The organism is Corynebacterium sp. SA-MJD20WY100, from assembly GCF_039822565.1.
GTDB lineage: Bacteria > Actinomycetota > Actinomycetes > Mycobacteriales > Mycobacteriaceae > Corynebacterium > Corynebacterium phoceense_A.
Genome location: NZ_JBCJKS010000006.1, coordinates 25,486 through 52,319, shown reverse-complemented (window position 1 = coordinate 52,319; position 26,834 = coordinate 25,486). Strand labels below are relative to the sequence as shown.

At 63.3% G+C, this 26,834-nt stretch carries 26 protein-coding genes and 3 tRNA genes; 13 read left to right on the top strand and 16 right to left on the bottom strand.

What is annotated here, in order from left to right:
• Positions 1–5: 5 nt before the first annotated feature.
• From yidD to rpmH, 3 genes are read right to left on the bottom strand one after another with little or no spacing between them, the layout of a single operon-like run.
• Complete coding sequence (gene yidD, locus ABJ196_RS04850; RefSeq protein ID WP_257052429.1) at positions 6–296, bottom strand: membrane protein insertion efficiency factor YidD; 291 nt, start codon at positions 294–296, stop codon at positions 6–8.
• Complete coding sequence (gene rnpA / locus ABJ196_RS04845) at positions 293–640, bottom strand: ribonuclease P protein component (RefSeq protein ID WP_066492732.1); 348 nt, start codon at positions 638–640, stop codon at positions 293–295. The genes yidD and rnpA overlap by 4 nt, the downstream gene beginning before the upstream one ends.
• Before the next feature lie 2 nt (positions 641–642).
• Complete coding sequence (gene rpmH / locus ABJ196_RS04840; protein ID WP_003847033.1) at positions 643–786, bottom strand: 50S ribosomal protein L34; 144 nt, start codon at positions 784–786, stop codon at positions 643–645.
• Between the two features lie 671 nt (positions 787–1,457).
• Between rpmH and dnaA the strand changes: the two genes are divergently transcribed.
• The 5 genes from dnaA to gyrB all read left to right on the top strand — a co-directional run bounded on the left by dnaA (position 1,458) and on the right by gyrB (position 8,904).
• Positions 1,458–3,101, top strand: coding sequence for a chromosomal replication initiator protein DnaA (gene dnaA, locus ABJ196_RS04835; protein ID WP_347305463.1), 1,644 nt, complete (start codon positions 1,458–1,460; stop codon positions 3,099–3,101).
• A gap of 695 nt (positions 3,102–3,796) precedes the next feature.
• Positions 3,797–4,987, top strand: a complete 1,191-nt coding sequence (gene dnaN / locus ABJ196_RS04830; protein ID WP_347305462.1) for a DNA polymerase III subunit beta — start codon at positions 3,797–3,799, stop codon at positions 4,985–4,987.
• A 12-nt stretch (positions 4,988–4,999) separates the two neighbouring features.
• Complete coding sequence (gene recF / locus ABJ196_RS04825; protein ID WP_347305461.1) at positions 5,000–6,178, top strand: DNA replication/repair protein RecF; 1,179 nt, start codon at positions 5,000–5,002, stop codon at positions 6,176–6,178.
• On the top strand, positions 6,178–6,729 hold the full coding sequence (locus ABJ196_RS04820; RefSeq protein WP_347305460.1) for a DciA family protein: 552 nt from the start codon (positions 6,178–6,180) through the stop codon (positions 6,727–6,729). Before recF ends, ABJ196_RS04820 begins: the two co-directional genes overlap by 1 nt.
• Positions 6,730–6,864: 135 nt before the next feature.
• A complete protein-coding gene (gene gyrB, locus ABJ196_RS04815; protein ID WP_257071022.1) occupies positions 6,865–8,904 on the top strand; it encodes a DNA topoisomerase (ATP-hydrolyzing) subunit B in 2,040 nt (679 codons plus the stop codon).
• A gap of 130 nt (positions 8,905–9,034) precedes the next feature.
• Here the strand turns inward: gyrB and ABJ196_RS04810 are convergent, their stop codons facing one another.
• The 5 genes from ABJ196_RS04810 to ABJ196_RS04790 are packed head-to-tail and all read right to left on the bottom strand — an operon-like array spanning position 9,035 to position 11,116.
• Positions 9,035–9,748 (bottom strand): nitroreductase family protein, encoded by a 714-nt coding sequence (locus ABJ196_RS04810; protein ID WP_347305459.1) that lies wholly within the window; start codon positions 9,746–9,748, stop codon positions 9,035–9,037.
• Positions 9,749–9,808: 60 nt separating this feature from the next.
• Positions 9,809–10,246, bottom strand: a complete 438-nt coding sequence (locus tag ABJ196_RS04805) for a hypothetical protein (RefSeq protein WP_347305458.1) — start codon at positions 10,244–10,246, stop codon at positions 9,809–9,811.
• A gap of 8 nt (positions 10,247–10,254) precedes the next feature.
• Positions 10,255–10,635: a hypothetical protein gene (locus tag ABJ196_RS04800; protein ID WP_347305457.1), complete on the bottom strand. Its 381-nt coding sequence runs from the start codon at positions 10,633–10,635 to the stop codon at positions 10,255–10,257.
• An 11-nt stretch (positions 10,636–10,646) separates the two neighbouring features.
• Positions 10,647–10,907 carry a cell filamentation protein Fic gene (locus ABJ196_RS04795; protein ID WP_257052405.1) on the bottom strand — a complete coding sequence of 87 codons (261 nt, stop codon included), beginning with the start codon at positions 10,905–10,907 and terminating at the stop codon, positions 10,647–10,649.
• Entirely contained in the window at positions 10,904–11,116 is a 213-nt protein-coding gene (locus ABJ196_RS04790) for a CopG family transcriptional regulator (RefSeq protein ID WP_257052404.1), read from the bottom strand. The genes ABJ196_RS04795 and ABJ196_RS04790 overlap by 4 nt, the downstream gene beginning before the upstream one ends.
• A gap of 78 nt (positions 11,117–11,194) precedes the next feature.
• Here ABJ196_RS04790 and gyrA point away from each other — a divergent pair, with 78 nt between their 5' ends.
• The 4 genes from gyrA (at position 11,195) to ABJ196_RS04770 (ending at position 14,397) form a co-directional block, all read left to right on the top strand.
• Complete coding sequence (gyrA, locus tag ABJ196_RS04785) at positions 11,195–13,789, top strand: DNA gyrase subunit A (protein WP_347305456.1); 2,595 nt, start codon at positions 11,195–11,197, stop codon at positions 13,787–13,789.
• A gap of 3 nt (positions 13,790–13,792) precedes the next feature.
• A complete protein-coding gene (locus tag ABJ196_RS04780; RefSeq protein WP_066512601.1) occupies positions 13,793–14,131 on the top strand; it encodes a DUF3566 domain-containing protein in 339 nt (112 codons plus the stop codon).
• 109 nt (positions 14,132–14,240) lie between these two features.
• A tRNA-Ile gene (locus ABJ196_RS04775) sits at positions 14,241–14,317 on the top strand.
• A gap of 7 nt (positions 14,318–14,324) precedes the next feature.
• Positions 14,325–14,397 (top strand) — tRNA-Ala (locus ABJ196_RS04770).
• An 85-nt stretch (positions 14,398–14,482) separates the two neighbouring features.
• Here ABJ196_RS04770 and ABJ196_RS04765 read toward each other — a convergent pair.
• Positions 14,483–14,674 (bottom strand): hypothetical protein, encoded by a 192-nt coding sequence (locus tag ABJ196_RS04765; RefSeq protein WP_257052398.1) that lies wholly within the window; start codon positions 14,672–14,674, stop codon positions 14,483–14,485.
• 201 nt (positions 14,675–14,875) lie between these two features.
• Here ABJ196_RS04765 and betT point away from each other — a divergent pair, with 201 nt between their 5' ends.
• From betT to ABJ196_RS04750, 3 genes are all read left to right on the top strand, one after another.
• Complete coding sequence (gene betT, locus ABJ196_RS04760; RefSeq protein ID WP_257052396.1) at positions 14,876–17,110, top strand: choline BCCT transporter BetT; 2,235 nt, start codon at positions 14,876–14,878, stop codon at positions 17,108–17,110.
• A 64-nt stretch (positions 17,111–17,174) separates the two neighbouring features.
• Positions 17,175–18,308, top strand: a complete 1,134-nt coding sequence (locus ABJ196_RS04755) for a Fic/DOC family N-terminal domain-containing protein (protein WP_338128200.1) — start codon at positions 17,175–17,177, stop codon at positions 18,306–18,308.
• Positions 18,309–18,365: 57 nt separating this feature from the next.
• Positions 18,366–18,438 (top strand) — tRNA-Ala (locus ABJ196_RS04750).
• A gap of 66 nt (positions 18,439–18,504) precedes the next feature.
• Here the strand turns inward: ABJ196_RS04750 and ABJ196_RS04745 are convergent.
• On the bottom strand, positions 18,505–19,305 hold the full coding sequence (locus ABJ196_RS04745; RefSeq protein ID WP_347305455.1) for a hypothetical protein: 801 nt from the start codon (positions 19,303–19,305) through the stop codon (positions 18,505–18,507).
• Positions 19,306–19,473: 168 nt separating this feature from the next.
• On the bottom strand, positions 19,474–20,346 hold the full coding sequence (locus tag ABJ196_RS04740; protein ID WP_347305454.1) for a class III extradiol ring-cleavage dioxygenase: 873 nt from the start codon (positions 20,344–20,346) through the stop codon (positions 19,474–19,476).
• 116 nt (positions 20,347–20,462) lie between these two features.
• Between ABJ196_RS04740 and ABJ196_RS04735 the strand changes: the two genes are divergently transcribed.
• Entirely contained in the window at positions 20,463–20,939 is a 477-nt protein-coding gene (locus ABJ196_RS04735; protein ID WP_257046124.1) for a MarR family transcriptional regulator, read from the top strand.
• Here the strand turns inward: ABJ196_RS04735 and ABJ196_RS04730 are convergent.
• The 5 genes from ABJ196_RS04730 to ABJ196_RS04710 all read right to left on the bottom strand — a co-directional run bounded on the left by ABJ196_RS04730 (position 20,936) and on the right by ABJ196_RS04710 (position 26,814).
• Positions 20,936–21,481 (bottom strand): DNA-3-methyladenine glycosylase, encoded by a 546-nt coding sequence (locus ABJ196_RS04730; protein WP_347305453.1) that lies wholly within the window; start codon positions 21,479–21,481, stop codon positions 20,936–20,938. The genes ABJ196_RS04735 and ABJ196_RS04730 overlap by 4 nt on opposite strands.
• 3 nt (positions 21,482–21,484) lie before the next feature.
• The gene (locus ABJ196_RS04725) at positions 21,485–22,333 is read right to left on the bottom strand and encodes a polysaccharide deacetylase family protein (RefSeq protein ID WP_347305452.1); all 849 of its coding nucleotides are present in this window, start codon (positions 22,331–22,333) and stop codon (positions 21,485–21,487) included.
• A 557-nt stretch (positions 22,334–22,890) separates the two neighbouring features.
• Positions 22,891–23,418, bottom strand: a complete 528-nt coding sequence (locus ABJ196_RS04720; RefSeq protein WP_347305531.1) for a GNAT family N-acetyltransferase — start codon at positions 23,416–23,418, stop codon at positions 22,891–22,893.
• Between the two features lie 16 nt (positions 23,419–23,434).
• The gene (locus ABJ196_RS04715) at positions 23,435–25,240 is read right to left on the bottom strand and encodes an ABC transporter ATP-binding protein (RefSeq protein ID WP_347305451.1); all 1,806 of its coding nucleotides are present in this window, start codon (positions 25,238–25,240) and stop codon (positions 23,435–23,437) included.
• The gene (locus ABJ196_RS04710) at positions 25,237–26,814 is read right to left on the bottom strand and encodes an ABC transporter ATP-binding protein (RefSeq protein WP_347305450.1); all 1,578 of its coding nucleotides are present in this window, start codon (positions 26,812–26,814) and stop codon (positions 25,237–25,239) included. The genes ABJ196_RS04715 and ABJ196_RS04710 overlap by 4 nt, the downstream gene beginning before the upstream one ends.
• Between the last annotated feature and the right edge of the window lie 20 nt (positions 26,815–26,834).

The following is a 26,834-nucleotide window of genomic DNA, read 5'->3' as shown; positions in this document are numbered from 1 at the left end:
CCTCGTTATCTTGCGCGTTGGCGTGATCGACGCGTTGCGATGACCGGATCGAAGCCGCCCGGATGCCAGGGCCCACATTTGCAGATCCTGACCAGAGCCAGCCCTAGGCCCTTAAACGCCCCATGGACGCTCAAAGCCTCAAGCGCATACGCGCTGCACGTGGGCTCGAATCGACACGTGGAACCCATCTTAAGGGCAGACAGGTGGTTTTGGTAGAAGCGCACCGCGGCCACCAGCGGTCTGGCGACCCCACGCGCCTGCGGAATCTCTTCACCCCGGGAGTTGTAGTACGTCACAGGACGCCGGCCTTGTGGAGTGCACGCCGCAGGTCGCGAGCTAGCAGCTCCGAGGGAGCATCGGCAGCCTTGGGCAGAGCCCGAATAACGACGTCCAGGGTGGCGGGAAGCTCGGGCACAAGGCTCATGCACACATGACGAAGCCGCCGGGCGGTGCGGTGGCGGACCACGGCGTTCCCGACGGCCTTGGATACGACCAAGCCGAAGCGGGGGCCGGTGGCCGCCACTTCGGCTGGGGTGTCGTTCACGTGAACGACGAGGGTGCGTGAGCCCGCGCGCTGCCCGCCTTTAATCGTCCGACGAAATTGCGTCGGCGAGGTGAGTTTCAAATGCGCGGGAAGCATGACTATGCAGTCAGCTTTGCGCGGCCCTTCTTGCGACGTGCGGCCACGATGGCGCGGCCTGCACGGGTGCTCATACGGGTACGGAAGCCATGCTTACGAGCACGACGACGGTTGTTCGGCTGGAACGTCCGCTTGCCCTTTGCCACGGTAATTCTCCTTGAAGTTGTAAGCAGGGGCGCACCAGTACGGCACGCCCTGCGCGTTGGTTGATATTCGCGAGATAAAAATGCGACCCCCGAAGGGTGAGATGGAAGTCGAGCTCTCACGCACAGCGTTAGCTGCGATAGACCATGACAGATTACGTGATAGGTAGGCGCCGATCCAAATCGACACACGGGTACACCCGAAATTACAAGATTGTTTTTTCTCCCAGCTCACGGGGCAAATCGGGGCGGCAGCCAGCAGCGTCGGCACACAACCCGCGGATGAGGTCTGGATCCATTCATAAGCTGTGGACAGACCGTTAGACACCTGTGGTCTAGGCGCGGTAAAACGGTATCTAGCCAAGGTCAACAGCCCGGGAAGCCCTGTGGACAATTGTGGATAACCTTCAAGTAAAACTTGAGGAAAATGTTAAAACCGCAGCTCACGGACTTGTTGGCCCAAAATAAAGTTATCCACAAGCATCTGCTACCCTGTGGATAACAAAGTTTTCCACAACTGTGAATAACAGTGTGGGATAACCCCCGTGGCCTGCACTTCCGCCCTGTGAATGGCCCGGTGAAAACCCGGCGGCGGCGCGGTGAAAATCGCGCCGCTGTTCGCTGCATAAAATGTCCGTTCTCTTATACCTCACCCCAGGAGCCCAGGCCGCGTCATGACACAGCCCACCAACACCAGCGAGACGTGGCATGCCGTCGTTGCTGATCTCATCGAAAGATCGGAGCGTCCGGATTCCTCCGTGCCTACGCTCACTCACAACCAGCGCATCTACCTCCAGCTCGCGCAGCCGCTCATGATTGATAACGGCTACGCCTTCCTCGCCACTGTGGATGACAAGGCCAAGCGGATCCTCGAGGTCGAATTGGGATCGCATATCAAGGACGCCCTGCAGCGCTACTTTGGCCGGCCATTCTCCCTGGCCGTGTCCGTCGCGGCCCCGGAGCCAGAGCCCGAACCCGAGCCGGAACCGGAGCCCCCGCACCGCCCGCAGCAGATGGATGCCTCGCAGCTCACGTCGCGCCCGGCACAGACCTCGGCGACCAGCTGGAATGACACGTATGCCACCCAGCAGCCCACGGGCCCGGCGAGCCTGGACGAACTGGCCGATGCCTATAACGAGCAGCAGGCCTCGCAGCGCTCCGCTCGGGAGATCGCGCACCAGATGGCGCAGGGGCCTTCGGCCGGCGTGCAGCAGGGACCCCAGCAAACCGCCGCTGAGCAGGCAGGACGCATCAAGCGTGAGGTCCCCGCGCACGATCCCAACCGCGAGACCTCGCTCAACCCGAAGCACACCTTCGAGAACTTCGTCATCGGTTCCTCCAACCGTTTCGCCAACGGCGCGGCCGTCGCCGTCGCGGAGTCCCCGGCGAAGGCCTACAACCCACTGTTTATTTGGGGCGGCTCCGGCCTGGGCAAGACGCACTTGCTCCACGCGGCTGGTAATTACGCAAAACTCCTGCACCCGGGCCTGCGCGTGAAGTACGTGTCCTCGGAGGAATTCACCAATGACTTCATTAACTCCATGCGTGATGACCGCCAGGAGTCCTTCAAGCGGCGCTACCGCAACCTCGACATCCTCATGGTCGACGACATCCAGTTCCTGGAAGGCAAGGAGTCCACGCAGGAGGAGTTCTTCCACACCTTCAACGCGTTGCACCAGGCCAACAAGCAGATCATTTTGTCCTCGGACCGTCCGCCCAAGCAGCTCACCACGCTGGAAGACCGCCTGCGCACCCGCTTCGAGGGCGGTCTCATTACGGATATTCAGCCGCCGGACCTAGAGACGCGCATCGCCATTCTCATGAAGAAGGCCGCAGCGGATGGCACGCCGATCGACCGCGAGGTCCTGGAGCTCATCGCCTCTCGCTTTGAGAATTCCATTCGCGAGCTCGAGGGCGCGCTCATCCGCGTCTCTGCGTATTCCTCTCTTGTTAATGAGCCGATCAATATGGAGATGGCGGAGATCGCGCTGCGCGACCTCGTCCCGGACAACGCTGGCCGCCAAATCACGGCCGCGGCGATCATCGAGGCCTCCGCCGAGTATTTCTCCATTGACCCGGACGATCTCCGCGGTGCTGGCAAGCGCCGCGCCATCGCCCACGCGCGCCAGCTCGCGATGTATCTCTGCCGCGAGCTCACCGAGCTCTCCCTGCCCAAGATTGGAGACGAATTCGGCGGCAAGGACCATACGACAGTCATGTACGCGGTGCGCAAGATCTCCAAGGAGATGAATGAGAACCGCCAGACCTACAACGAAATCCAGGAGCTCACCTCCCGCGTTCAGTCCGGCGGGCATTAAACCTCGCTTTCCGATGCCGCCTTCCCCTCCGGGGAGGCGGTTTTCGGCGTTTTTAGGGCTGCCTGTGAACGAAGTTATCCACAGGCCCGCCGGGGAATGGGGCGCCCACCTGCGCGGACTAAATTCCACAGGGCTTGTGACAACTGTGTAATTCCACTATTGTAATTAGGTGTCGTCGCTCACTTTGAGCGATTCCACAGGCAAGCCCCGGCGCCCGCGCCGCTGTGATCAGTCACGTGCATAACGATTGATCAACTTGGGCTTATCTGTGGATAACTTCATATGCGAAAAAGTTGATCACAGAAGTTCGGTGTTGATCACAGCGATCCCACACCGCTGTCGACACCCCGAAAAGCGCCGGTGACGAGCGCCGATCGAGGGTTATCCACAGATTCCACACTGCCTATTACTACTACTACCTTTTTCTCAAGAAGGATTTCGCGAGAAATGGGGTGTGTGAAATCCAGCCTCGTTCGCCCGGCGGGGCGTACGAATAGCCATTCGCCTTTGTGTCTGGCCTATTTTCATTAAGGGATCGAGGGGATTTTCAATAAGGCGCGCAGCTTTATATCGCTCCTATCCTTAGGCCCACCCGCGAACTCCCCATGCGGTAAGTTGGAATACCGAATTACTAGTATTTACGTGCCTGCGCCCCGCCCAGCAGCGCGTTACAACAATTGAGGAGATGCGCAACGATGGACACCACTCCCGTGTCGTTCCGTGTGGCCAAAGATGATCTCGCGAATGCCGTCGCATGGGTAGCACGCAGCCTGCCGTCCAAGGTCACTCAGCCGGTTCTGCGTGCCATGCTCATCACGGCAGACGAGTCCGGTCTGGAACTCACGGGTTTTGACTACGAGGTCTCCACGCGCGTGCGTATCCCTGCTGAGATCGAGACTCCGGGCACCACGGCCGTCGCCGGCAAGCTGCTCGCGGACATCGTTTCCTCTCTGCCCAATAAGCCGGTCGACATCCAGGCGGATGACAACACCAAGGTCCTCGTGTCGTGTGGCTCCTCCCGCTTCGAGCTGCCCATCATCCCGCTCGAGGATTACCCGCAGCTGCCGCAGCTGCCGGAGCTCACCGGCCGCATTAACCCGCAGCTCTTCGTCGAGGCCGTGAGCCAGGTCGGCGCCGCCGCGGGTCGCGATGACACGCTGCCCATGCTCACCGGCATCCACATGTCGGTGAAGGGCCCCTCCATCGAGCTCACCGCCACGGACCGTTTCCGTCTAGCCATGCGCACCGTCGAGTGGGAGCCGGTCTCCGAGTCCGTCGAGGCTGATCTCCTCGTCCCAGCGAAGACCCTGCAAGACAGCGCGCGCTCCCTCGACACCCACCTCAACACTCCGGTGGAAATCGCTGTGGGTACGAGCGAGAACATCGCGGCCGATGGCCTCTTTGGCCTCCATACCGAGGCCCGCGAGACCACCACGCGCATGCTTGACGCAGACTTCCCGAATGTCGCGCCGCTGCTGCCTAAGACGCACACCGCCATCGCCAACGTGGAAGTCTCCGCCCTTCAGGACGCCATCCGCCGCGTCTCGTTGCTTACTGAGCGCAACGCCCAGATCCGCATGCACTTCTCCGAGGGCCAGGTCGTCCTCCAGGCCGGAGGCTCGGATTCCGGCCAGGCGCAGGAAACCTTGCAGTGCGCCTTCTCCGGTCCGGACGAGCTCATCATCGCCTTCAACCCGGGCTACCTCAAGGACGGCCTCGCGGTCATGCACAGCGACCGCGTGGTCTTTGGCTTCACCGAGCCCTCCCGCCCGGCGATCATGATCCCCGAGCCGGAGTCGCTTCCGGAGGCGGACGCAGACGGCAACTTCCCCACGCCGGAGACGAACTTCACGTACCTGCTCATGCCGGTCCGCCTGCCGGGCTAAACAGAAGGTTTTATGTACGTCAGCGACGTCAACGTGCGCGACTTCCGGTCGTGGCCCGAGCTCAAGCTCGCGCTTACCCCGGGAATCACGCTCTTTGTCGGCCGCAACGGCTTTGGCAAGACCAATATCGTCGAGGCCATTGGGTATACCGCACACCTAGGCTCGCACCGGGTCAACCACGACGCCCCGCTCGTGCGCGAAGGCGCGGAGAACGCCCGCGTCTCGCTCACTGTCGTCAACCAGGGCCGCGAGCTCACTACGCATCTGCTTATCAAGCCGCATGCGGCCAACCAGGCGCAGATTAACCGCACGCGCCTGTCCACCCCACGCGAGCTGCTCGGCGTGGTGAAGACCGTGCTCTTCTCACCCGAGGACTTAGCACTCGTGCGCGGCGAGCCAGCCACGCGCCGCGCCTATCTCGACAACATCATTGCCTCGCGTAGCCCACGCCTTGCTGGCGTCAAGGCGGATTACGACAAGGTGCTCAAGCAGCGCAACGCCCTGCTCAAGAACGCCTCCCAGGCCTTGCGCCGCGGCTACCGCGACGATGACGGCGCCGCGGCGCTGTCCACACTCGACGTTTGGGACGGACAGCTGGCAACCCTCGGCGCCCACATTATGACCGCACGCCTCGAGCTTCTCGATGCCCTCGCGCCGCAGATCGCAGAATCCTACGCCGGACTTGCGCCCGAGTCGCGCCCCGCGCACGTGGAGTACAAGTCCTCCATCGACTGCTCGGACCGCAGCGTGCTCGAGGCCCTGCTGCTCACGGAGCTCGCCTCCATGCGCCAGCGCGAGATTGAGCGCGGCATGACGCTCGTGGGCCCGCATCGTGATGACCTCCTGCTACACCTCGGCACGCAGCCGGCGAAGGGTTTCGCCTCCCACGGTGAGACCTGGTCCTATGCGATTTCCCTGCGCCTCGCCGAGTTCCGCATCCTGCGCGCGGCGGACGGCTCGGGCGCCTCGGATCCCATCCTTGTTCTCGACGACGTCTTTGCAGAGCTCGACGCTAAACGTCGTGAAAAGCTCGTCCACCTCGCCGCCGAGGCTGAACAGGTGCTCATCACCGCCGCCGTCGATGAAGACCTGCCGGGCAACCTCGAGCCCATCGTGCGCTACGAGGTCACGGTCGAAGACCTGCCGGAGGGCGCCGGCCGCATCTCGCATATCGCGAAGGTAGGCGACTGATGGGCGATTTCATCCAGGACGCCGTCGACGCCGCCCGCGCCGCTTCGAAGAATCCACCCCGGCTCAATAAGCCGGTCGCACGCCTGCGGCTTACCGAGCCCAAGCCCGCGAGCACCCTTGACGAGCGCGCTGCGCGCCGCGCCGTGAAACATCTCGGCCGCGAGACTGGCGCGGACGGCTACGCGAAGCGACGGGGCATCGGCGTGCCGCAGCTCGGGGACGTCCTGCGCCGCACCGTGCGTGAGCAGGGCTGGGAGGATGAACTGGGGCACGGCTGGATCTTCGGCCACTGGGACCACGTCGTGGGCGAACTCAACGCCGCGCACTGCCGGCCCGAGAAGATTGAAGAGAAGGTCCTTACCATCTCGTGTGATTCCTCGACGTGGGCAACCAACCTGCGCATGATGCAACGCCAGATCCTACAAAAGATTGCTTCTGAAATCGGCCCCGAAATCATCGCTGAGCTGCGCATTACCGGGCCCAAGCAACACCGTAATTATCAGGGGCCGCAGTGGGTCAAGCGCCAAGGCTCTGATGACACCTACGGATAGTTCACTTCTGTCACACCCTCAAAAAGCGCCAAATTTGGGTGTCTGACGGGTTTCGGGTGCCTCTCAGTAGGGGGACACGGTGTAAGATGGTCAGGGTCTAAAATTTATTGCTAGCCAAAAGGAGTACACGTTTCCGTGGCTGAAGAACACGCATATGACGCCGGGTCAATTACGATCCTTGAGGGCCTCGAGGCCGTCCGTAAGCGCCCCGGCATGTACATCGGCTCGACTGGTGTACGCGGTCTGCACCACCTCATCTGGGAGGTCGTGGACAACTCCGTTGACGAGGCCATGGCAGGCTACGCCACCAAGGTCACCGTCACCCTGCTCGATGACGGCGGAATCGAGGTCATCGATGACGGCCGCGGCATCCCGGTCGAGATGCACGCCTCCGGCGCCCCGACCGTCCAGGTTGTTATGACCCAGCTGCACGCCGGCGGCAAGTTCGACTCTGAGTCCTACGCCGTCTCCGGCGGCCTCCACGGCGTTGGTATTTCCGTCGTCAACGCCCTGTCCACGCGCGTCGAGGCCGAGATCAAACGCGACGGCAAGCACTGGTACCAGAAGTTCGAGAATGCCATCCCCGCACCACTCGAAGAGGGCGGCAACGCCCGTGGCACCGGTACCACCATCCGTTTCTGGCCGGACGCCGAGATCTTCGAGACCACGGAGTTCAACTGGGACACCATCGCTCGCCGTCTTCAGGAGATGGCCTTCCTCAACAAGGGCCTCACCATCGTCCTGCGCGACCACCGCACCATGTCGGCCGAGCAGGCTGAGCTTGAGGCCATCGCCGACGCTGGTGATGCCCCCGTGAGCCTCGATGCTCTCGACGCGGAAGAGCCGGCCACCGCTGAGGAAGAGTCGAAGGCGAAGAAGAAGAACAAGGAAGTCACCTACCACTACCCGCAGGGCCTCCTCAACTACGTCGAGTTCCTGAACAAGAACAAGACGGCCATTCACCCGACCATCGTCGCCTTCGACGTGAAGGGCGAGGACCACGAGGTCGAGGTCGCTCTCCAGTGGAACCAGGGCTACAAGGAATCCGTCCACACCTTCGCCAACACCATCAATACGCACGAGGGCGGCACGCACGAAGAGGGCTTCCGCGCGGCGCTCACCTCCCTGATGAACCGCTACGCGAAGGAGCACAAGCTCATCAAGGAAAAGGACGGCAACCTCTCGGGCGATGACTGCCGCGAGGGCCTTGCCGCCGTCATTTCCGTCAAGGTCGGTGACCCCCAGTTCGAGGGGCAGACCAAGACCAAGCTCGGCAACTCTGAGATCAAGGGCTTTGTCCAGCGCGCCGTCAACGAGCACCTCAATGACTGGTTCGACGCCAACCCGGCCGAGGCCAAGGTCATTATCAACAAGGCTGTGTCCTCTGCACACGCTCGTGCTGCAGCTCGCAAGGCGCGCGAACTCGTGCGCCGCAAGTCCGCCGGCGACCTGGGCGGCCTGCCCGGCAAGCTCGCGGATTGCCGCTCCAAGGATCCGAAGATTTCCGAGCTCTACATCGTGGAGGGCGACTCCGCAGGCGGTTCCGCCAAGGCCGGCCGCGACTCTATGTTCCAGGCCATCCTGCCGCTGCGCGGCAAGATCCTCAACGTGGAGAAGGCCCGCATGGACAAGGTCCTCAAGAACGCCGAGGTCCAGGCCATCATCACGGCTCTGGGCACCGGTATCCACGAGGAGTTCGACATCTCCAAGCTGCGCTACGACAAGATCGTGCTCATGGCCGATGCTGATGTCGACGGCCAGCACATCGCGACCCTGCTGCTCACGCTGCTCTTCCGCTTCATGCCGCAGCTCGTCGAGGATGGTCACGTCTACCTGGCGAATCCGCCGCTGTACAAGCTCAAGTGGGGCAAGGGCCAGCCGGGATACGCCTTCTCTGACGACGAGCGCGACAAGCTGCTCGCCGAGGGCCTGGAGAACAACCGCAAGATCAACAAGGACGACGGCATCCAGCGCTACAAGGGTCTGGGCGAGATGAATGCGTCCGAGCTGTGGGAGACCACGCTCGACCCGTCCACCCGTATCCTGCGCCGCGTCGACCTTGAAGATGCGCAGCGCGCCGACGAGCTCTTCTCCATCCTCATGGGTGACGATGTCTCGGCTCGCCGTTCCTTCATTACCCGCCGCGCGAAGGACGTTCGCTTCCTCGACGTTTAAGCACGCATGACAAAGCCTCCGGATGTGGTCCGGAGGCTTTCGTCGTTGTGGGCGCGGATTTCAGAACACACAGGGGCGAAAAACTCGCGGATCTGCGAGCTTCGTCGTTCTGAAATCCGGCGGAGGAGCGTTAGAGATCGAGGCCCTCGATGCCGTGGACGGTCACGGACTCGGCGAGCGGGACGCGGCCGGGCTGAACGTTGGCCACGGGGCTCGTGTCATCCGGGCGGCCGAAGGCGAGGGCGAGCACCATCTTCTGGTCGTCGTCGATGCCAAGCACCCGGCGGGTGGTTGGCGCCATAAGGGAGACCATGCCGATGGGGGAGCCGGCGTAGCCGTGGGCCTGGAGTGAGAGCAGGAAGTTCTCCACGTAGGTGCCCAGGTCGAAGGCGGCACGGACGCGGTCGCCCATGGCCGGAACGTAGAGCAAGGCGGCCTGGGGTGCGCCGAAGAAGCGAAGATTCTCGCGCACAAACTCGGTGCGAGCTTCCTTGTCCTCGCGGGCGATGCCCATGAGACCATACATCTTCTTTGCGAGCTCGACGGAGCGCTGAGGGTGCGGGCCAGAGCCGTAGTCGGTCGTGAAGTCCGGCGTGATGCCGTGGTCGTCGAAGTCGGAGATGAGCTCGGCAGACAGCTCGCGCAGGGCGGTTCCACCCACGAGGTGGACGTTCCACGGCTGCGTATTGGAGTTCGACGGCGCCGATTGCGCGTCGAGGAGGACCTCGCGGATGACCTCGGCGGGGACGACGTCCGGCAGGTAGGCGCGCGGGGAGTGGCGGGCACGCACGAACCCGGAAAAGGAACCGACACCGGAGAAGGAATTGTTTTCTTCAGAAAGCATGCGCGCTACCTTACACGCGAAAAGCCCCGTCCGAAAGACGGGGCAGACAACGCAGCGAACTTACATGTGCGCTGCGAGCGTGCGGGCGAGCGCCGGCACGTGTGGGGTCACAATCTTCACGGCCTTGCCGCGCAGCGCGTTGTACGCCTTGAGGAACGCGCCGTTGTTGACCTGCTTGGACTTGTTGTCCGTGATGTTCATGATCGTGTTGGCGATCTGCTCGGAGCGCGGCTCCACAAACGCAGCGAAGTCAGACTGACCGGAGGCCTCGAACTCCTGCCACGTGGGTTCGAGCTCGCCGAGGACATCCGGGAGGACCTGCGCGACGACCTTGGACAGGACGTTGGCGTCCGTCTTCTTTGCCGCGGAGACCGCGCCCTTGATTGCCATGCCGGTGATACCGGACTGCTCAGCGACGACGGTGTCGATGAGCTGGGCGACGTCGTTGATGACGGCCTGACGCGTCGCGCCGTCGAGAAGCTGGGAAAGGTGAGACACGCGTACTCCTAGCGGGACGAGCCGGCCTTGAAGGCGGCAATCTGGTCCGCGATCTGCGGCTGGCCAGCGTTGCGAGCGAGCTGCTCGAGGTCGAAGGAAACGCCCGTGGAGGAACCGCCCAGGCCCACCTGCTGTGCAAATGCGTTGATCGGATCCTTGAGCGGCGTGTTGTCCGCGATGAGCTTGACGCCGAGGAAGGACGGCACGGCAATGGAGGCGACGTCCGTGAGCGAGGAACCGGTGAACGAGGCGCCGTCCTTGCCTGGCTGGAAGCCTTCGCCCTGGTTGTTGTTGATGAGATCCTGGGCGGTGTCAGCGGAGGCAGCAGGGACGGCAGCGCCCAGTACGGTGACGGTGAGCGCGGCAGCAGCGAGATTCTTGAACTTCATAAACGTCTAACTTACCTGCTTGCGGCGACACGGAGGAATACCTGGGCGCAAAGATCGGCGAATTCTTTGTTGTAGGCCCCCAGTGCCGGGACCGCGATGAGTACGCGCCGCAGGGCCGCGGCCGCCTGCCGCGCGTCGGCGTGGACGGGGATTCCTTCTATCTTCGCCGCGCTTGCCGATGCCCCCGCCACCAGCGCCGCAAAGTCCGTCACCGTCGTGCCGTAACGCGCGCAGAACTCCCGCGCGATGAGGAGGAGTTGTTCGGGACTCATGGGCGTGACCGGCGGATTTCGGCCTCCAGGGCGGCGCGTCCGGGCAGGAGCTCCCGGGCGGTGGCTTGGACGGCGGCATCGGAAAGCGTGCGGGCCGCGGCGGTGACGATGGCGCGCACGGCGGCCTCGTGCTTGCTCGTGCCCTGTGCGGAGGCGAGCAGGGTGAGCGCGTGGGCTTGGTCGGGGGTGAGGCGAAGGGTCATGGCCATGCCGTGATGGTATCACTCTGGTAGCAGGAGAGCGGCGGTCGCGGCTCCTGCGGGCTGTAGAGGGTAGAATCAGCGGTTATGAGTGATGACAACAACGGCGATCTTTTTGATCGCATTCACCCCATTGATATCAACGAGGAGATGGAGTCGAGCTACATCGACTACGCCATGTCCGTCATCGTCGGCCGCGCGCTGCCTGAGGTGCGCGACGGCCTGAAGCCGGTGCACCGCCGCATTCTCTACGCGATGTACGACTCTGGCTACCGCCCGGAGCGCGGCTACGTGAAGTCCGCACGCCCGGTGTCGGACACCATGGGTCAGTTCCACCCGCACGGCGACTCCGCCATCTACGACACGCTAGTCCGCCTGGCGCAGTCGTGGAACATGCGCTACCCGCTGGTCGACGGCCAGGGCAACTTCGGTTCCCGCGGTAACGACGGCCCGGCTGCTATGCGTTACACCGAGTGCCGCATGACGCCGCTGGCCATGGAGATGGTTCGCGATATTCGCGAAAACACCGTGGACTTCTCCCCGAACTACGACGGCAAGACCCAGGAGCCGGACATCCTGCCGTCCCGCGTGCCGAACCTGCTCATGAACGGTTCGAACGGTATCGCCGTCGGTATGGCGACGAACATTCCGCCGCACAACCTCAACGAGCTGGCCGAGGCCATCTACTGGCTGCTCGACAACCCGAATGCGTCCGAGGAAGAAGCGCTCGCAGCGTGCATGGAGCGCGTGAAGGGCCCGGACTTCCCGACGGCCGGCCTCATCGTGGGCGACCAGGGCATCAAGGACGCGTACACGACCGGCCGTGGTTCCATCCGCATGCGCGGCGTGACCTCCATTGAGGAGGCGGGCAACCGCCAGACCATCGTCATTACCGAGCTGCCGTTCCAGGTCAACCCGGACAACATGGTGGCCAATATCGCCGAATCCGTGGCTAACGGCAAGATCGCGGGTATCTCCAAGATTGAAGACGAATCCTCGGACCGCGTGGGCATGCGCATTGTTGTCACCTTGAAGCGCGACGCCGTGGCCCGCGTGGTGCTCAACAACCTCTACAAGCACTCGCAGCTGCAGACCTCCTTCGGCGCGAACATGCTCTCCATCGTGGACGGCGTGCCGCGCACCCTGCGTCTCGACCAGATGCTGCGCTACTACGTGGCGCACCAGATCGAGGTTATCGTGCGCCGTACCCAGTTCCGCCTGGATGAGGCCGAGAAGCGCGCCCACATCCTGCGTGGTCTGGTCAAGGCCCTCGACATGCTCGACGAGGTCATCGCCCTTATTCGCCGTTCGCCCACCGTGGACGAGGCGCGTACCGGCTTGATGCAGCTCCTCGACGTCGACGACGTCCAGGCAGACGCCATCCTCGCCATGCAGCTGCGCCGCCTGGCCGCCCTGGAGCGCCAGAAGATCATCGACGAGTTGGCGGAGATCGAGCGCGAGATCGCGGATCTGAAGGACATCCTGGCCCGCGAGGAGCGACAGCGCCAGATCGTCCACGACGAGCTCGCCGAGATCGTCGAGAAGTACGGCGACGAGCGCCGCACCCGCATCGTGGCCGCCACCGGCGACGTCACGGACGAGGATCTCATCGCCCGCGAGAACGTCGTTGTCACCATCACGTCTACCGGCTACGCCAAGCGCACGAAGGTCGACTCGTACAAGTCGCAGAAGCGCGGCGGCAAGGGCGTGCGCGGCGCGGAGCTCAAGCAGGACGACATCGTCAAGAACTTCTTCGTCTGCTCCACGCACGACTGGATTCTCTTCTTCACCAACTTCGGCCGCGTCTACCGCCTCAAGGCCTACGAGCTGCCCGAGGCAGGTCGTGCCGCCCGCGGCCAGCACGTGGCTAACCTGCTGGAGTTCCAGCCGGAAGAGAAGATCGCCCAGGTCATCCAGATTCAGTCCTACGAGGACGCTCCTTACCTGGTCCTCGCTACGCAGCAGGGCCGCGTGAAAAAGTCGCGCCTGACCGACTACGAGTCTGCGCGCTCCGCTGGCCTCATCGCCATCAACTTGAACGAGGGCGACGCACTCATCGGAGCCTCCCTCGTCTCCGAAGGCGACGACATCCTGCTCACTTCTGAGCAGGGCCAGGCCATCCGCTTCACCGCAGATGATGATCAGCTCCGCCCGATGGGCCGCGCGACCGCCGGTGTGAAGGGCATGCGATTCCGCGGCGACGACCAGCTGCTGAGCATGTCCGTCGTCAACGATGGCCAGTTCCTGCTCGTGGCCACCTCCGGCGGCTACGGCAAGCGCACCGCCATCGAGGAGTACACGCAGCAAGGCCGCGGCGGCTTGGGTGTCATGACCTTCAAGTACACCCCGAAGCGTGGCAAGCTCATCTCCGCCATCGCCGTCGGGGAAGATGACGAGATCTTCGCCATCACCTCTGCCGGCGGCGTCGTGCGCACCGAGGTCGGCCAGATTCGCCCGTCCTCGCGTGCGACCATGGGCGTGCGCCTCGTCGACCTCGCCGAGGGGGTCGAGCTGCTTGCCATCGACCGCAACGTTGAGGATGATGGCGAGGAAACCGCGGAGGCCGTCGCCAAGGGTGAGAAGACCGTCGAGGACGTCCAGCAGGAGCACCTCCCGGGTGCCCCGGCTGCGGACTCTGGCGCTGACGCTGATTCCGACGCTGACACCGATACCGAGGAGTAATTCATGGCACGACGAGACGTAACGCTCAAGCGCATCGCACCGCTGTCTGCGTTCCGCGTCGGCCTGGCCTTCTCGCTCATCGGGCTGGTGGCCTGGCTGCTCGCGCTGTGCCTCGTGTGGTTCGGCATGGACATGGCTGGCGTGTGGGACTCACTCAATAGCCTCATCGGCGACGTGGGTGGTGGCATCACCATCACCTTTGGCATGGTCCTGTCCATTGGCGCGCTCTTCGGGGCGATCATGGCGGTGCTCATGACCATCCTCGCGCCGTTGCTGGCCGTGATGTACAACGCGGTCGTCGACCTCTTTGGCGGCTTCGTTCTGCGGCTGACGGACTACTAATCCGTTGCCTGTGCGCCGGCCTTCTGGGCCGGCGCTTTTTTATGCCTTAACCAGGCGATTTGTGTATTTGCGTGGTTACTATGTAAAGTTACATCTCGTTCCGCAATGAGGGCCTATAGCTCAGTCGGTTAGAGCGCATCGCTGATAACGATGAGGTCGCAAGTTCGATTCTTGCTAGGCCCACCAGGAACACGGGGCATTAGCTCAATTGGTAGAGCATCTGCTTTGCAAGCAGAAGGTCAGGAGTTCGATTCTCCTATGCTCCACAGATAAGACCCGGCACCGCAAGGTGCCGGGTCTTTGTGGTTTGCGGGGCGCCTTGCGGCTTAACCCCGGAATGTAGGCCGCAATCTAGGCGGCGGTGACGCGCACGCGTGAGCCGGTCTCCGGCTCGGCGCCGCGCAGGATGGTGGGGCCTTTGCCCAGCAATTGGACGGTAAAAGGCTTGTTCGAGTCATGCGAGATGCCCAGCTTCTGGCGCAGGCGGCCGACCATGAGGTAGCCGTCGCTGACTAAAGTGAGCGCCTTGTCGTTGAGCTTCAAGGAGTCGAGTGCAGAAAAGGGTCTCGGTGATTGATTCGGTGATGGATTCGGGGATGGATTCGGTAATGGGGTTACGGGCGAGGTATAAGAATTGACGAAAATGCCAGCTGGCGCACAGTCACGGTGCATGTGTGTCGACAATGTTGCCTATGTTTCCCGTGTCGCAGAACATGAGAAATCTAAGGGTCTAAGGTGTAGGCCATGTCCGACTCTCAGTCTCAGTCCAGCTCCTCGGATGCCGGGGAGAATACCGACGACCCCGCACAACCCAGCGCGCCGCGGCCCGCACGCAAAGTCCGCCGGCCGCGGCGCGACCAAGTCCACGCCCTCGTGGGCACCTACAAAGTAGAAACGGGGGCCGACGTCCCCGAACCCAAACCCCATTGGCCGGTCTTCCTCGTCTCCGGCGTCCTCATCCTCGCCGTTGCGGCCTACGCCGGGTTCGGCCGGGAAAACGCCGCCCAGACGCTCGCGAGCATGACCTCGTGGATTGGCAACAATCTGGGCTGGTTCTACGTCCTCACGGCGACCATTGCCGTGGTATTCGTCCTTGCCATCGCGCTCTCTCAAGCCGGCAGCATCCGCCTAGGCCCGGACCACTCGCGGCCGAAGTACTCTACCTTCGCGTGGGCCTCTATGCTCTTCGCGGCTGGCATTGGCGTCGACCTCATGTTCTTCGCCGTCGCCGAGCCTGTGACCATGTACGTCAACCCGCCCGACGGGGCAGGGGAGACCACCCAGTCTGCCAAGGAAGCCGTCGTGTGGGCGATGTTCCACTACGGCATCACTGGCTGGGCCATCTACGCGCTCATGGGTATGGCCTTTGGCTACTTTGCGTACCGACTCAATATGCCTTTGGCCATTCGCTCGGCGCTTTTCCCGCTCATTGGCAAGCGCGTGCATGGGCCCATCGGCGACGCGGTGGATGTCGCGGCCATGCTCGGCACCGTCTTCGGTGTTACCGCCTCCCTCGGCATCGGCGTGGTCCAGCTGTCCTACGGCTTTCACCTCCTCTTTGGGCTGCCGCAAGGACTCGGCCTCCAGTCGGCGCTCATCATCATCGCCGTGGCCATTGCGACGCTCTCGGCCGTTTCCGGCGTGGACAAGGGCATCCGCTTCCTCTCGGAGCTCAACGTCTACCTCGCCATCGCGCTCATGGTCTACATCGTGATCGTGGGCAAGACGGCCTACCTCTTCAACGCCCTCGTCACCAACGTTGGCGACTACCTTTCGCACTTTATGGGCTGGACCATGGAGACTTTTGCCTACTCCGAAGATCCCGCCGCGACGAGCGAGTGGATGCAGTCGTGGACCCTGTTCTTCTGGGCCTGGTGGATCGCCTGGGCGACCTTTGTGGGCCTCTTCCTCGCGCGTATCTCCCGCGGCCGCACGCTGCGCCAGTTCATCTTCGGCACGCTCACCTTCCCGTTCCTCTTCGTGCTCATGTGGATGAGCTTCTTTGGCAACACCGCGCTCGACATGGTTCGTTCCGGCGACTACCCGGACTTCGCCCAGGCCGCCATGGATACCCCGGAGCAGGGTTTCTATGACATGCTCGCGGAGTTCCCGGCCTCCGGCGTCGTCATCGCGCTCACCACGTTCATCGGCCTGCTCATGTACATCACATCCGCGGACTCCGGCGCGCTCGTCATGGCGAACTTCACGTCGCGCATCACGGATAACCGCCAGGACGGCCCGCGCTGGATGCGCATCTTCTGGTCCGTCACCGTCGGCCTGCTCACTCTGGCTCTCCTTCAGATCGACGGCATCGCCACCGTCCAGTCCGCCACCGTCGTCATGGGTCTGCCGTTTGCCATCGTCGTCTACCTCGTCATGTTCTCCCTGTGGAAGTCCCTCCACCTCGAGTTCGTCGAGCGCGCCGCCCGCACCACAGCCCTCCAGGGCGCCATGTCGGGCCGTACCGAGTACGCGCCGTCTACCGGTGCCGCGTGGAAGCGCCGCCTCGACCGCGTCAACGCCTTCCCCACGCAGGCGGAGATGGACACCTACCTGCGCGAAACCGCCACCGTGGCCCTCCACAAGGTCGCCATGCAGATGCGCGCCCGCGGCTACCAGGTCCTCCTGCTCACCAGCGAGCTTCCTGAGCTCGGCCTGTCCCAGCTCGACCTCCAGGTCGATCTCGAGCACGAGCGCAACTTCCGCTACCAGCTTTTCCCCGTCGCCGCTGAGCGCCCCGACTTCGACGGGGCTTCCGATGCCCCCTCGTCCGACCTCTACTATCGCCTCGAGGTCTACGACCTCACCGGCTCGCTGGGCTTCGACGTGTACGGCTACTCGCAGAACCAGATCATTAATAATGTGCTCGACATGTACGAGCGTCACCTGGCGTTCCTTTACATGCAGCAGACCCAGCCCGGCGACTCCGATCTCTCCGACGGTGCCGAACCTGAGCGCGTGTGGCGCGAGGACCTCTAGCCACCACATGTCGATGAAATCGACACGACAGCGCGACATGTCGATTTTTTCGTGAAAAATCGACATGTCCGTCGGACTTGTTTATTCTATCGACATGTCGATAGCACGACGCTTGCCACATTTTGATCCGCAACAGCCCTTCAATGAACTTCCGCCGTTGCCGCCTGCGGACGTCGTTGAGACTGTCCCGGTTCTGAAGGCCATCATCGATGCGAAAGAAAAACTCGCGGAGTTGCGTACAGCATGTCAGTTGATTCCTAACCCGGACATCATTACGTCAACGATTCCGCTGCGAGAGGCACGTGCTTCGTCTGCAATCGAGAATATCGTGACAACAAACGACGAACTGTTTCGTGCTGCATGGCAGGTTGATGCTGAGCCTACCCCGGCTACAAAAGAGGCTTTGCGGTACAGCTTCGCGTTAGGAGCTGGTGTGAAGTCACTTGATGAACGGCCCTTGAGCGAAAAGACGGCGCGAGTTGTCTGCAGTCGCCTCCTTGATACGGAAGCCGATGTCCGGTCATTGCCCGGAACATTTATTGGAAATCCGCTTACTCAAACACGGATCTACACCCCTCCAGAAGGCAAGGAAGTCATTGAGAAGCATCTTGCAGCGTGGGAAAACTACATCTATTCGGAACATGAAGTCGATTCCCTAGTAAAGATGGCGCTTTTGCACTATCAGTTCGAGGCGATCCATCCCTTTTACGATGGAAATGGCCGCACAGGGCGAATTCTTAATGTTCTCTATCTGCTCCAAGAGCAGCTACTCGAGCTGCCGGTGCTGTACCTATCCGGCTTTATCGTGGAGCACAAGGACGAGTACTACAGGCGTCTGAACGCAGTTACGGCTGTGGGGCGGTGGGAGGATTGGCTGCTTTTTATGATCAATGGCGTCCGGGCCGCGGCGGTTGACGCTTCAGACATGATTACTGATCTACGCGCGTTGCAGGAGACGACGGCGCAGGAAATTCGTACCGCTGGTGTCATCGCTCCGGCAAAGGAGATGGCGGAATTGATGCTCATCAAGCCCTATCTGCGCATCCAAGATGTGATGGATACCGGACTAGTAAAGAGACAAACGGCCGCTTCGTGGTTGCATCACCTAGTGGAACTGGGGATCCTTGAGGAAAACCGGGTTGGCCGAGGGAAAGTATTCGTCAATCATCGGGCCTTGGCGGTTCTTACCCGCGACTAACGCCATGTTGTCGCAGTTTTGAAATCCAAGTGAGCAGGAGTACCGTTTTCAGGTATTGGGGCATTAGCTCAGTTGGTAGAGCGTTGCGTTCGCAATGCAAAGGTCAGGGGTTCGATTCCCCTATGCTCCACAACTGGAAAATCCTCTCCGCGTCTTGCCGCGGAGAGGATTTTGCGTATGTGCTCAAAGCCGGCCTCTACGGGATATTGACGCGGTCTACCGTGCTCACTGTCACGTGTGCGGCGTCAAGGGTGCGGACGCGTGGTCCCGCAGCATGTGGGCGGATGTCGACGACGGTGATGCCGGAATCATCGGCGCGGTGGAGAAGGACGAAGTTCGCGTCAGCGACGCCCTCCGCGATGCACCATGAGCCGGGGATGTGGTCGGCGAGATCAGCGGAGAGCCCCTCAAGGAAGTCGTTGGGCTGACGCACCGGCGGAACGTCGAGCGGAGCGAGGGAGGCAATGCCAGCATCGACCACCGGCTCCTTGGTGGTGGGCGACCAGAAGCCTGCCGCGTTGTCGATGTAGCACAGTGGGCGCGTGCCGTCGGTGTACCAGTGCCCGGGGCGCAGGACAATGGGGTAGCCGTACGCTGCCACGAGCAGGGCGTCGAGGTCAGGGGCTGCAGGCGGCTCGAGTGGCGATTCGAAGGGCCGCTCGCCGGACCATGCTGGCTCAGTGGGCAGCGGCCCGCGAAGAAGGTGTGAGGCCGCGGAGACCGTGTTCTCGGAGCCCGGTACCCAGAATGTCGTTCGCTCGTCCTCGGTGGCGACGGGCACGACGACGCTGTGGCCGAAGACGTACCACCAACCCTCGAGCGGTTGGCCCAGAAAGCTGCGGATTTCCTTCCAAGCGGGTGAGTCCGTGAAGAGCTCGGGCAGATAGTGTGCGCAGATGTCGTGCAGCGCTGCGATCTGCGTCGTGTGCTGAGCAGTGACGTAGCCGTCGCAGTTCATAGTGAAGGTGGCACGTGGGCCGTGCTTGATAAAGTCCATGGTGTTCTCCCCGGGGCAACGCCGACGGTGCTGTTGGCTTCTGCTGTTTTTACCACCGCGCTGGTCCGACGGCAAGGAGGCGGAGCGCACAGGCCATTTTTGCCGACGGCGCCTCCAGATCCGTGCAGATCTGAAGGCTTCGTCGGCGAAAAATTCCGGAGTAGGGCCCTAGTGGATCTCTACCGAACGGATGTGGTTGCCCAGACCGAGGCGCTCGAAGACGGTGCGCGCGGTACGGGGGTCATCGGCGGCGCCCATGGCGAGCAGCAGTGGGACGTAGTGGTCCGCGGTCGGGTGCGCGATGCGGGCGGCCGGGGCCTTATTCATGTAGTCCATGAGGGCATCGACATCGCCGGCGTGGATGTGCTCGGCGGCCCACTCGTCGAAGGCGTCGAGGTAGCCCATAACGCGGTTCGGGTTGCGGAAGACCTCGAAGGAGTGCGTCATGTAGCCGGAGCCGATGACGAGGACACCCTCGTGGCGCAGCTGGCGGAGCTTCTCACCCAGATCGAGGAGATCGCCCGGGTTGAGGCTCGGCATGGAAACCTGGAGCACCGGGACGTCGCCAGCCGGGTACATGGCCATGACCGGGATGAACGCGCCGTGGTCGAGACCGCGGTTCGAGAACTGGTGGACCGGCTGGTAGCCGAGCATGCCTGCGATGCGGTGGGCGAGATCCGTCGCGTCCGGGGTCTCGTACTTGAGCGTGTAGTACTCCGGATCGAAGCCGGAGAAGTCGTAGTAAAGCGGCGTGCCAGCAGCAGAGGCGCTCAGCGCGGCCGGAGCATTTTCCCAGTGTGCGGAGACCACAACGATGGCGCGCGGCTTGGGGAAGGTCTGCGCCCAGTCGTAGAGCGCATTCATCCACTCATGGTCGCCCAGCGCCGGCGGGGCGCCGTGGCTGATGAACAGGGAGGGCAGGGGGCCATCGGAAAGCTCCCATTCGCGGCGCAGGCCCGCCAGGGGGATAGTGCGCTCGCGCAGATCGTAGAGGCCGCCAGCGGGGCGGACGGGGTTCATTGCTTCGGCGATGGTGGTCATGCCGGTCTCCTTCGTTTAACTTCACGCTTTAACATATCATGTAATACTTCAAGGTTGAAGTTATTCCAGCCCCTTGTCATGCAAGAATGAAATTTAGGGTGTGTTAATCTGAGTCCATGATTGAACCGTCGGAACCCCGCTGGTTGGACGAGGAAGAGCTTGATGCTTTTTCCTCGTTAATGTATGTAAATCTCCAGCTCATTAACAAGCTCGACCGTCAGCTGCGCAAGGACGCAGGCATGAGCTTTTATGACTACACCGTTATGTCGCGCCTGTCTGAGGCGCCGGAGCGCACCATGCGCATGAGCGCGCTGGGGCACATCACGGGCGGTTCACTCTCGCGTCTGAGCCAGGTCGTCACCCGCCTGGAAAAGAACGGCTGGGTTCGCCGCGAGCCCGATCCCTCCGACGGCCGCTTTACCGTCGCCATCCTCACCGAGGCCGGCTGGGATACCGTCGTTGCCACTGCGCCGGGCCACGTCGAGGCCGCGCGCCGCATTGTCATCGATCGTCTCACGCGCGCGCAGGTGCGCCAGCTTGGGCAGGCCATGCACCGCATCGCCACCGGCATCGAGGAAGAAGGCTGCTGCTAGCTGGGCAGTCCCCGCTTGCGTGAGACCGTTTTATCGAACGGAATCCAAAAACGTAGCGGGGCGTCCGCGTTTTTTGAGATGCCAATGCGCGGGCCACGCACCCACTCGACGGGCTCCTGCGGCTCCTCGATAACCGGCTGCGCGCCGTTATCTTCGAGCGTAAGCCCCAGCGCCTTTCCTAGGTTTCCCGGGCCGCGCGCCAGATTGACGTCTGGGGTCTGCCCGCGCCGGGTGCGGGCGATCCCGATGCCCCCGATAATCTCGCCGCCCCGCAGCAAGACGCCCTGGCCAGTGCCTTCGGGCGCACACACGAGGTTGCCATTGCGATGGATGCCGTAGGACGCATAGACGTAGAGCCGCCCGGGCGGGCCAAACATCGTGGCGTTGCGCGGGGTCATCCCGTTGAAGGTGTGGGCCGCCTCGTCGCGTTCGCCGAGGTAGGCCTCGACCTCTGTGAGCCGCACCGCGACATCATGAAAGTGCACCACCGCGCCGAGGAGCTGCGGTGCGACGACGTCTGCGGGCTGGCTGAAATCAATCATGGTTTAGCGCTGAGTATACGTCCGGCCCGGCTGCGGGTTGGGAATCATCTCGTCAAGGCTTACCGGTGTGAGCCCCTTGGCCTCGAGGCCGTCGATGACGCAGTCGACCGCCGCGACCGTGGTCGGGTGAATATCGTGCATGAGAACGATGCCGCCTGCCTGCGCCTCGTTGACCGCGGTCTGGCACGTCTGCTGCGGGCTCTTCGTCTTCCAGTCGAGGGTATCGACGTTCCACAGGACCTGGGCGGCGCCGGCTTCACGCGTGGACTGCGCGACGGTGGCATTCGTGGCGCCGTACGGCGGGCGCACCCAGCGGCTGCCGTGGCCGACGGCGGCCTTGATCGCGGCGTTGCCCGCCGCAATTTCCCGGTCCACGCTGGCCTTATCCATCTTGTTGAGTTCCTTGTGGCTCGCCGTGTGGTTGCCGATCGTGTGGCCTGCGGCCTTCATGCGGCGCAGCAGTTCCGGGTGCGCGCTCGCGTTGGGCGCGAGGACGAAGAAGCTGGCATTGACGTCGTGGCGGTCCAGGATGTCGAGCAACTGGGTTGTGCTGGCCGCGGGGCCATCATCGAAGGTGAGTGCCACACAGTTGGGGCACGCAGGGCGAGTGCTCTTGTGCTTCTTCTGGGGCTTGTCCATTGCCGGAGCCTTCGGTCGTGGATCCGGCACGTAGGCACGTGCTTCATCCGGCAGGGCGTTATAGGCAGCAATCTCAGCGTCGCGCACTGCCTTGTCCCATGCGCCTTGCGCCTGCGAACTCATCTGCGCGAAGTCCTGCAGCGGATCCGCCTGCGCAGACGGCGCGGCAGCGAGAACAAGCGCGAGAAGAATAGCAGGAAGACGACGAGACACGGCAACACCTTTATGAAAACGATTGCAGGACAATTACAGTCTGCCTTTTGAATCGGCGCATTTCCGCAGCGACACGGTAAAGGAGTTAACTAGTGGGGCAGAAGTGACGAAGATCCTGTGCCAGGAAAACGGCAGCAACTCCCAGAAACCACGCAGCCGTGTGTGCGGCTCTCATCAGCCACGCCCTCCATAATGAGTTCATGCGCTTGTGAGAGGGCGCATACCTTGAGAGAGATAGAGAGGCCCCGAGTCCCGGGGTAGCGGCGTGAGACACCGCTTATGGGACACCTTTGAGAGATAGAGTCACCGTGAGCCCCGACCGAACCGGTCGGGGCTCACGGTGTTTTCTGCGCCTGTGGTGCGGTTGGAATTTTTCGCCGAGAAATCTTCTCGGCGTCGCGGTGTGTGTGTGTGAGAGCATGGTGCGGTCGAGTGGCATGGCGGCGCCGTGAATCCTGCGCGCGACGCCGACCGCGAGCATTATCGTCACGCGTGTCTCGGGCGTGCTCATGGTGGTTCTGGGCGCAGGAAACCTCGTGGGGGCGTTCCTGTCAAAGCTAGAAGCGCTTGATAAGGATGGAATAGCCGTGCGCGTCTGAGGCGGAGATGTCCTTGAAGCCGATGTAGCGGTAGAGACGCGCAGCGCGGGTGTTCGTGTCTTTCACGGACAGTGAGATGCCGGGGGCACCGAGCTCACGGGCGAGCTCCGTAGCGGCATGGAGGAGTGCGGTGCCAATGCCCTGACTCTTGTAGCGTCCTTCGACGGCGAGCGCGATCTCCGGTATGCCGGGCTCGGCGTGGCCATAGCCGTGGCGCTCGTCCGTGCCCCAGTTGAGCCAGACGCCGCCGGCGGGAATGTTGCCGCGCCAGGCGATGAAGCCGCCGCGCTCTGGCTGCCAGTCATCAACGTAGAAGGTGAAGTCCTCATCGAACTCGGCGGGCACGGTGCCGTGCTCATCGCCGAAAGTGTCCGTGAGGAAGTTGAGTCGTGCGATGTAGGTGCGGTCCGCCTCCGTGGTGGGGCGGAGCTCAAGCCGTTTGTCTGGGAGGTCGTCGGGATTATTTTCGCAATGTTCGGTCGACATAGTCATGCCACCTAGTCTAGGAGCTTTCCGTTGAGGAGCCTTCCCACTGGCGGTAGGCGCGGGCGTAGCGGCCGCCCAGCTCCATGAGCGAGGCGTGGTTGCCGTCCTCGACGATTTCTCCTTGCTCCATGACGATGATCCGGTCAGCCTCACGGGCTTGGTCGAGGCGGTGGGCGACGACCAAGGTCGTGCGGCCCTCGGCGACGGTGCGGGCGGCGGACTCGAGGACGGCGGCGTGCTCAGAACCAGCCTCGGAGGTCGCCTCGTCCATGATGAGGACCGGCGGTTGGCGCAGGACCATACGGGCGAGCGAGATCTGCTGGGCGACCTCGGCGCTCACCTCGTTGTTGCCGGCGCCGATGGGAGTGTCGAGGCCCTGCGGCAGGTCGCGCTCCCAGGCGGCCGTGTCGGGCGTAAGCCCGACGGCGGCCAACGCTGAGAGGAGGGTGGCATCGGAAAGCTCGGGGCCTGCCATGTGAAGATCCTCGCGGAGCGTGCCGGAGAAGAGGTGGACGTCTTGGGTGACGAGCGCGACGTGCTGGGTGACCCAGGTGTTGGGCACCGTGGCGGTGTCGATGCCGCCCACGCGGATGCGACCGGCGCTGGGGTACTGCAGGCCCGCGACGAGCGCGGCGAGCGTGGACTTGCCCGCGCCCGAAGTCCCGACCAAGGCGGTCGTGGTGCCCGCGGCGAGTTCCAGATCGACGTGGCGGAGGACGGGCTCGCCGCCGGGGTAGGAGTAGGACAGGCCCTCGATGGTGACGGCCGGGGACGCGGTGAGCACCGGGCCCTCGGAGGTGCCCTCGGTGCCCGCGAGGGTGGCCAGGGAGACCGCGCGGCCGAGCGAGGTGACGGCGTACTGGATTTCGCCCGCGAAGAACAGGATGTTGAAGACGTGAATCTCCAGGCGCGTGATGAGCAGGACCGCGGCGGCGGCCTGGCCTTGGGTAATCCAGTCCCAGTGGACCATGGGCACGGACATCACGAGGGAACCGAGCAGGAGAATGCCGAAGGCGAGCGTGCCTTGGCCGATGATCCGGTTGACGAGCGGGACCTTATCGGCCCAGGCCTGGACGGTATCCCAGGACTGGCGCTCCATCCGGCGCGTGGCCCAGGGACCCAGGCGGTATTCGCGCAGGGTGGGCAGCGCGCGGATGGTGTCAAGCAGGATGTTATTGCGGGTCGCCTCGGAGGAGGAGACGTAATTGGCCACGGCAGGGATGTCGCGGATGGTGCCCTTGATAAACGGGTACATGATGGCGGCAGCCACGAGGAAGAGCAGGGCGTAGGCCGGATGGATAAAGAGCATGGTCACCGCCGTAATCGGCAGGATGAACAGCGTGATGGCGAGGCGCTCGCCCATCATGGACACGGCCATGACCACGTTATCGATGTCCTTGGACAGGCGGGTCATGACGTTGCCGGTGCCCAGCTCCATGATGCGCGGGACGGGGGCGCGCAGGACGGAGTCGAGCGCGGCCGTGCGCAGGTCCGTGGCTAGGCGCCTAGAGCGAGACTGGAGGAGGTAGCCGCCCACGGTGCGGCCGAGCTGCTCGGCGAGCAGCGCGAGACCGATGAGCACGAGAGCCGCAAGCATGGCGGAACGACCGGACCCGAGGACGGGAAGCGACATTCCATTGATGAGGTCCACGATGCGCCCGAGGAGCTGCGAGCCGAGGTTCATCATGACGATGGTGGCGGCGAAGATAAGGACAATGAGCCACAGCCAGCCGCGCGAGGGCGCGGACGGCAGGGACGTGAGCAGACGCCACGACTCGCGCGGGGTGGCGGGGGCGAGGGCGTCGACGTGGCGGTTTCTCATAACGTCACCACCTTGTCCGCGTTGGCGGCCCACGTGGCCGCAGAAGTAATGACGACGGTCGTGCGACCGGCCCGGAACTCCTTCGTGCGTTCCGCGACGGCGGCGAGAGTCAAAGAATCAAGGCCCGTCGTCGGCTCATCAAGCACGAGGATATCCGGGTTCGCCGCGAGCGCGCGGGCCAGGGCCACGCGCTGGCGCTGACCACCGGACAGGTTCAAGCCCGCCTCGCCAATGGGGGCGGCGGGCAGTTCGCCGTGGGAGCCGAAGCCGCCCAGGCGGCGCACGATATCGGAGCACGCCGCGGCCTCGAGCGCGCCTTCGACGTCAGTGGCGGTGCCCTCCGGATCGATATTGTCCTCCAGCGTGCCCTCGAGGACGCTCACGCGGTGCGGCGGGCACAGCGCGCCGCGATGGCGCTGAAGATGCCGCGTCCATGCGGCGACCTGCGCACGCGCGGCCGGGGTCTGCGGGTTCCACACGACGAGACCGGTGACCTCGCCGGGATCCGCGTCCGGGAGCTCTTCGCCCTCGCCGAGCTCGCCCAGCAGCGCGCCCACGCGCACGGCAGACGCCTTGCCACGCGACCACACCTCGGTGAGCATGCCCAGCGAATGACCCAAGGCGGTCATCGCGGGCGGAACGAGCATGGTGATCGTCATCATTCCGCCGGGGTTAATCGCGCCCTCGAAGGTCTGCCAGCCCGCCCACACGAGGATGCCGATGGCAAAAGAGGTGGGCACGAGTTGGCGTGCGAATTGCAGGACCGCCATGAGGCGGACCTCGGCGAGCATGGCATCGAGGGCCGTTGCTGCCGATGCCCCGAAGCGCTCCCGCGCCACCGGCCCCGCACCCAGGCCTTTGACCACGCGGTTTCCTTGCGCCACGTCCGTGGCGATGGCGAGCGAGGCGGCTTGCGTGGAGCGGCGCTTCGCAGCCGCGCGGGACAGCGGGGCAGCCGTGGCCCAGGACGCGAGCGCGGTGCAGATCGCGCCCACGGGCATGGCGATGGCCACCTGCCAGGAGATGGGGGCGATGACGATGACGCCGCCGGTGAGGTAACCCACCATCATGATGGGGAAGTTGAGGATCTGTTTGAGCTTGCCCACGAAGTCCGAGTCTTCGTCCACCGTGTTGAGTAGGCGTCCGGGATTGAGCGCGGCGGGAGAGGCCAAAAGACGGTCGAGCAGACCTAAGCGCAGCGTGTGCGTGGTGCGCGTCTGCGACATATCCGTAAACGCATCTGCAGAAGCCTCAGAAAGGTACTGCACGTAGAGGATCACCATGACGGCGAGAACCGGAAAACCGAGCGTCCACCAGGAGGTCTCGGTAAAGGCATGCTCGGTGGCCTGGCCGATGAGCAGCGAGGTGAGCGCGCCAATGGGCGCGGAGATGACCATGGAGATGAGGATGCCAATGACGCCGCGCGGCTGCGCCACGAGCAGGCGGCGCGTCGCACGCGTGGGTTCAGACCACGGCGTCGTGGAGATAAGGGAGGGGTCATCGTGCGGCGGGTCATCCGGCACGTACCACGCCCACGTTTTCAGACGCGGGTAGAGACGGGGCTGAGAGCTCATGGCTCCCAATCTTAAAGTGT

Coding starts and splice junctions, on each gene's coding strand:
- rnpA (WP_066492732.1), bottom strand. CDS start 640: ATGCTTCCCGCGCATTTGAAACTCACCTCGCCGACGCAATTTCGTCGG.
- dnaA (WP_347305463.1), top strand. CDS start 1,458: ATGACACAGCCCACCAACACCAGCGAGACGTGGCATGCCGTCGTTGCT.
- dnaN (WP_347305462.1), top strand. CDS start 3,797: ATGGACACCACTCCCGTGTCGTTCCGTGTGGCCAAAGATGATCTCGCG.
- recF (WP_347305461.1), top strand. CDS start 5,000: ATGTACGTCAGCGACGTCAACGTGCGCGACTTCCGGTCGTGGCCCGAG.
- ABJ196_RS04820 (WP_347305460.1), top strand. CDS start 6,178: ATGGGCGATTTCATCCAGGACGCCGTCGACGCCGCCCGCGCCGCTTCG.
- ABJ196_RS04810 (WP_347305459.1), bottom strand. CDS start 9,748: ATGCTTTCTGAAGAAAACAATTCCTTCTCCGGTGTCGGTTCCTTTTCC.
- ABJ196_RS04800 (WP_347305457.1), bottom strand. CDS start 10,635: ATGAAGTTCAAGAATCTCGCTGCTGCCGCGCTCACCGTCACCGTACTG.
- ABJ196_RS04795 (WP_257052405.1), bottom strand. CDS start 10,907: ATGAGTCCCGAACAACTCCTCCTCATCGCGCGGGAGTTCTGCGCGCGT.
- ABJ196_RS04790 (WP_257052404.1), bottom strand. CDS start 11,116: ATGGCCATGACCCTTCGCCTCACCCCCGACCAAGCCCACGCGCTCACC.
- gyrA (WP_347305456.1), top strand. CDS start 11,195: ATGAGTGATGACAACAACGGCGATCTTTTTGATCGCATTCACCCCATT.
- ABJ196_RS04780 (WP_066512601.1), top strand. CDS start 13,793: ATGGCACGACGAGACGTAACGCTCAAGCGCATCGCACCGCTGTCTGCG.
- betT (WP_257052396.1), top strand. CDS start 14,876: ATGTCCGACTCTCAGTCTCAGTCCAGCTCCTCGGATGCCGGGGAGAAT.
- ABJ196_RS04755 (WP_338128200.1), top strand. CDS start 17,175: ATGTCCGTCGGACTTGTTTATTCTATCGACATGTCGATAGCACGACGC.
- ABJ196_RS04745 (WP_347305455.1), bottom strand. CDS start 19,305: ATGGACTTTATCAAGCACGGCCCACGTGCCACCTTCACTATGAACTGC.
- ABJ196_RS04740 (WP_347305454.1), bottom strand. CDS start 20,346: ATGACCACCATCGCCGAAGCAATGAACCCCGTCCGCCCCGCTGGCGGC.
- ABJ196_RS04735 (WP_257046124.1), top strand. CDS start 20,463: ATGATTGAACCGTCGGAACCCCGCTGGTTGGACGAGGAAGAGCTTGAT.
- ABJ196_RS04730 (WP_347305453.1), bottom strand. CDS start 21,481: ATGATTGATTTCAGCCAGCCCGCAGACGTCGTCGCACCGCAGCTCCTC.
- ABJ196_RS04720 (WP_347305531.1), bottom strand. CDS start 23,418: ATGTCGACCGAACATTGCGAAAATAATCCCGACGACCTCCCAGACAAA.
- ABJ196_RS04715 (WP_347305451.1), bottom strand. CDS start 25,240: ATGAGAAACCGCCACGTCGACGCCCTCGCCCCCGCCACCCCGCGCGAG.
- ABJ196_RS04710 (WP_347305450.1), bottom strand. CDS start 26,814: ATGAGCTCTCAGCCCCGTCTCTACCCGCGTCTGAAAACGTGGGCGTGG.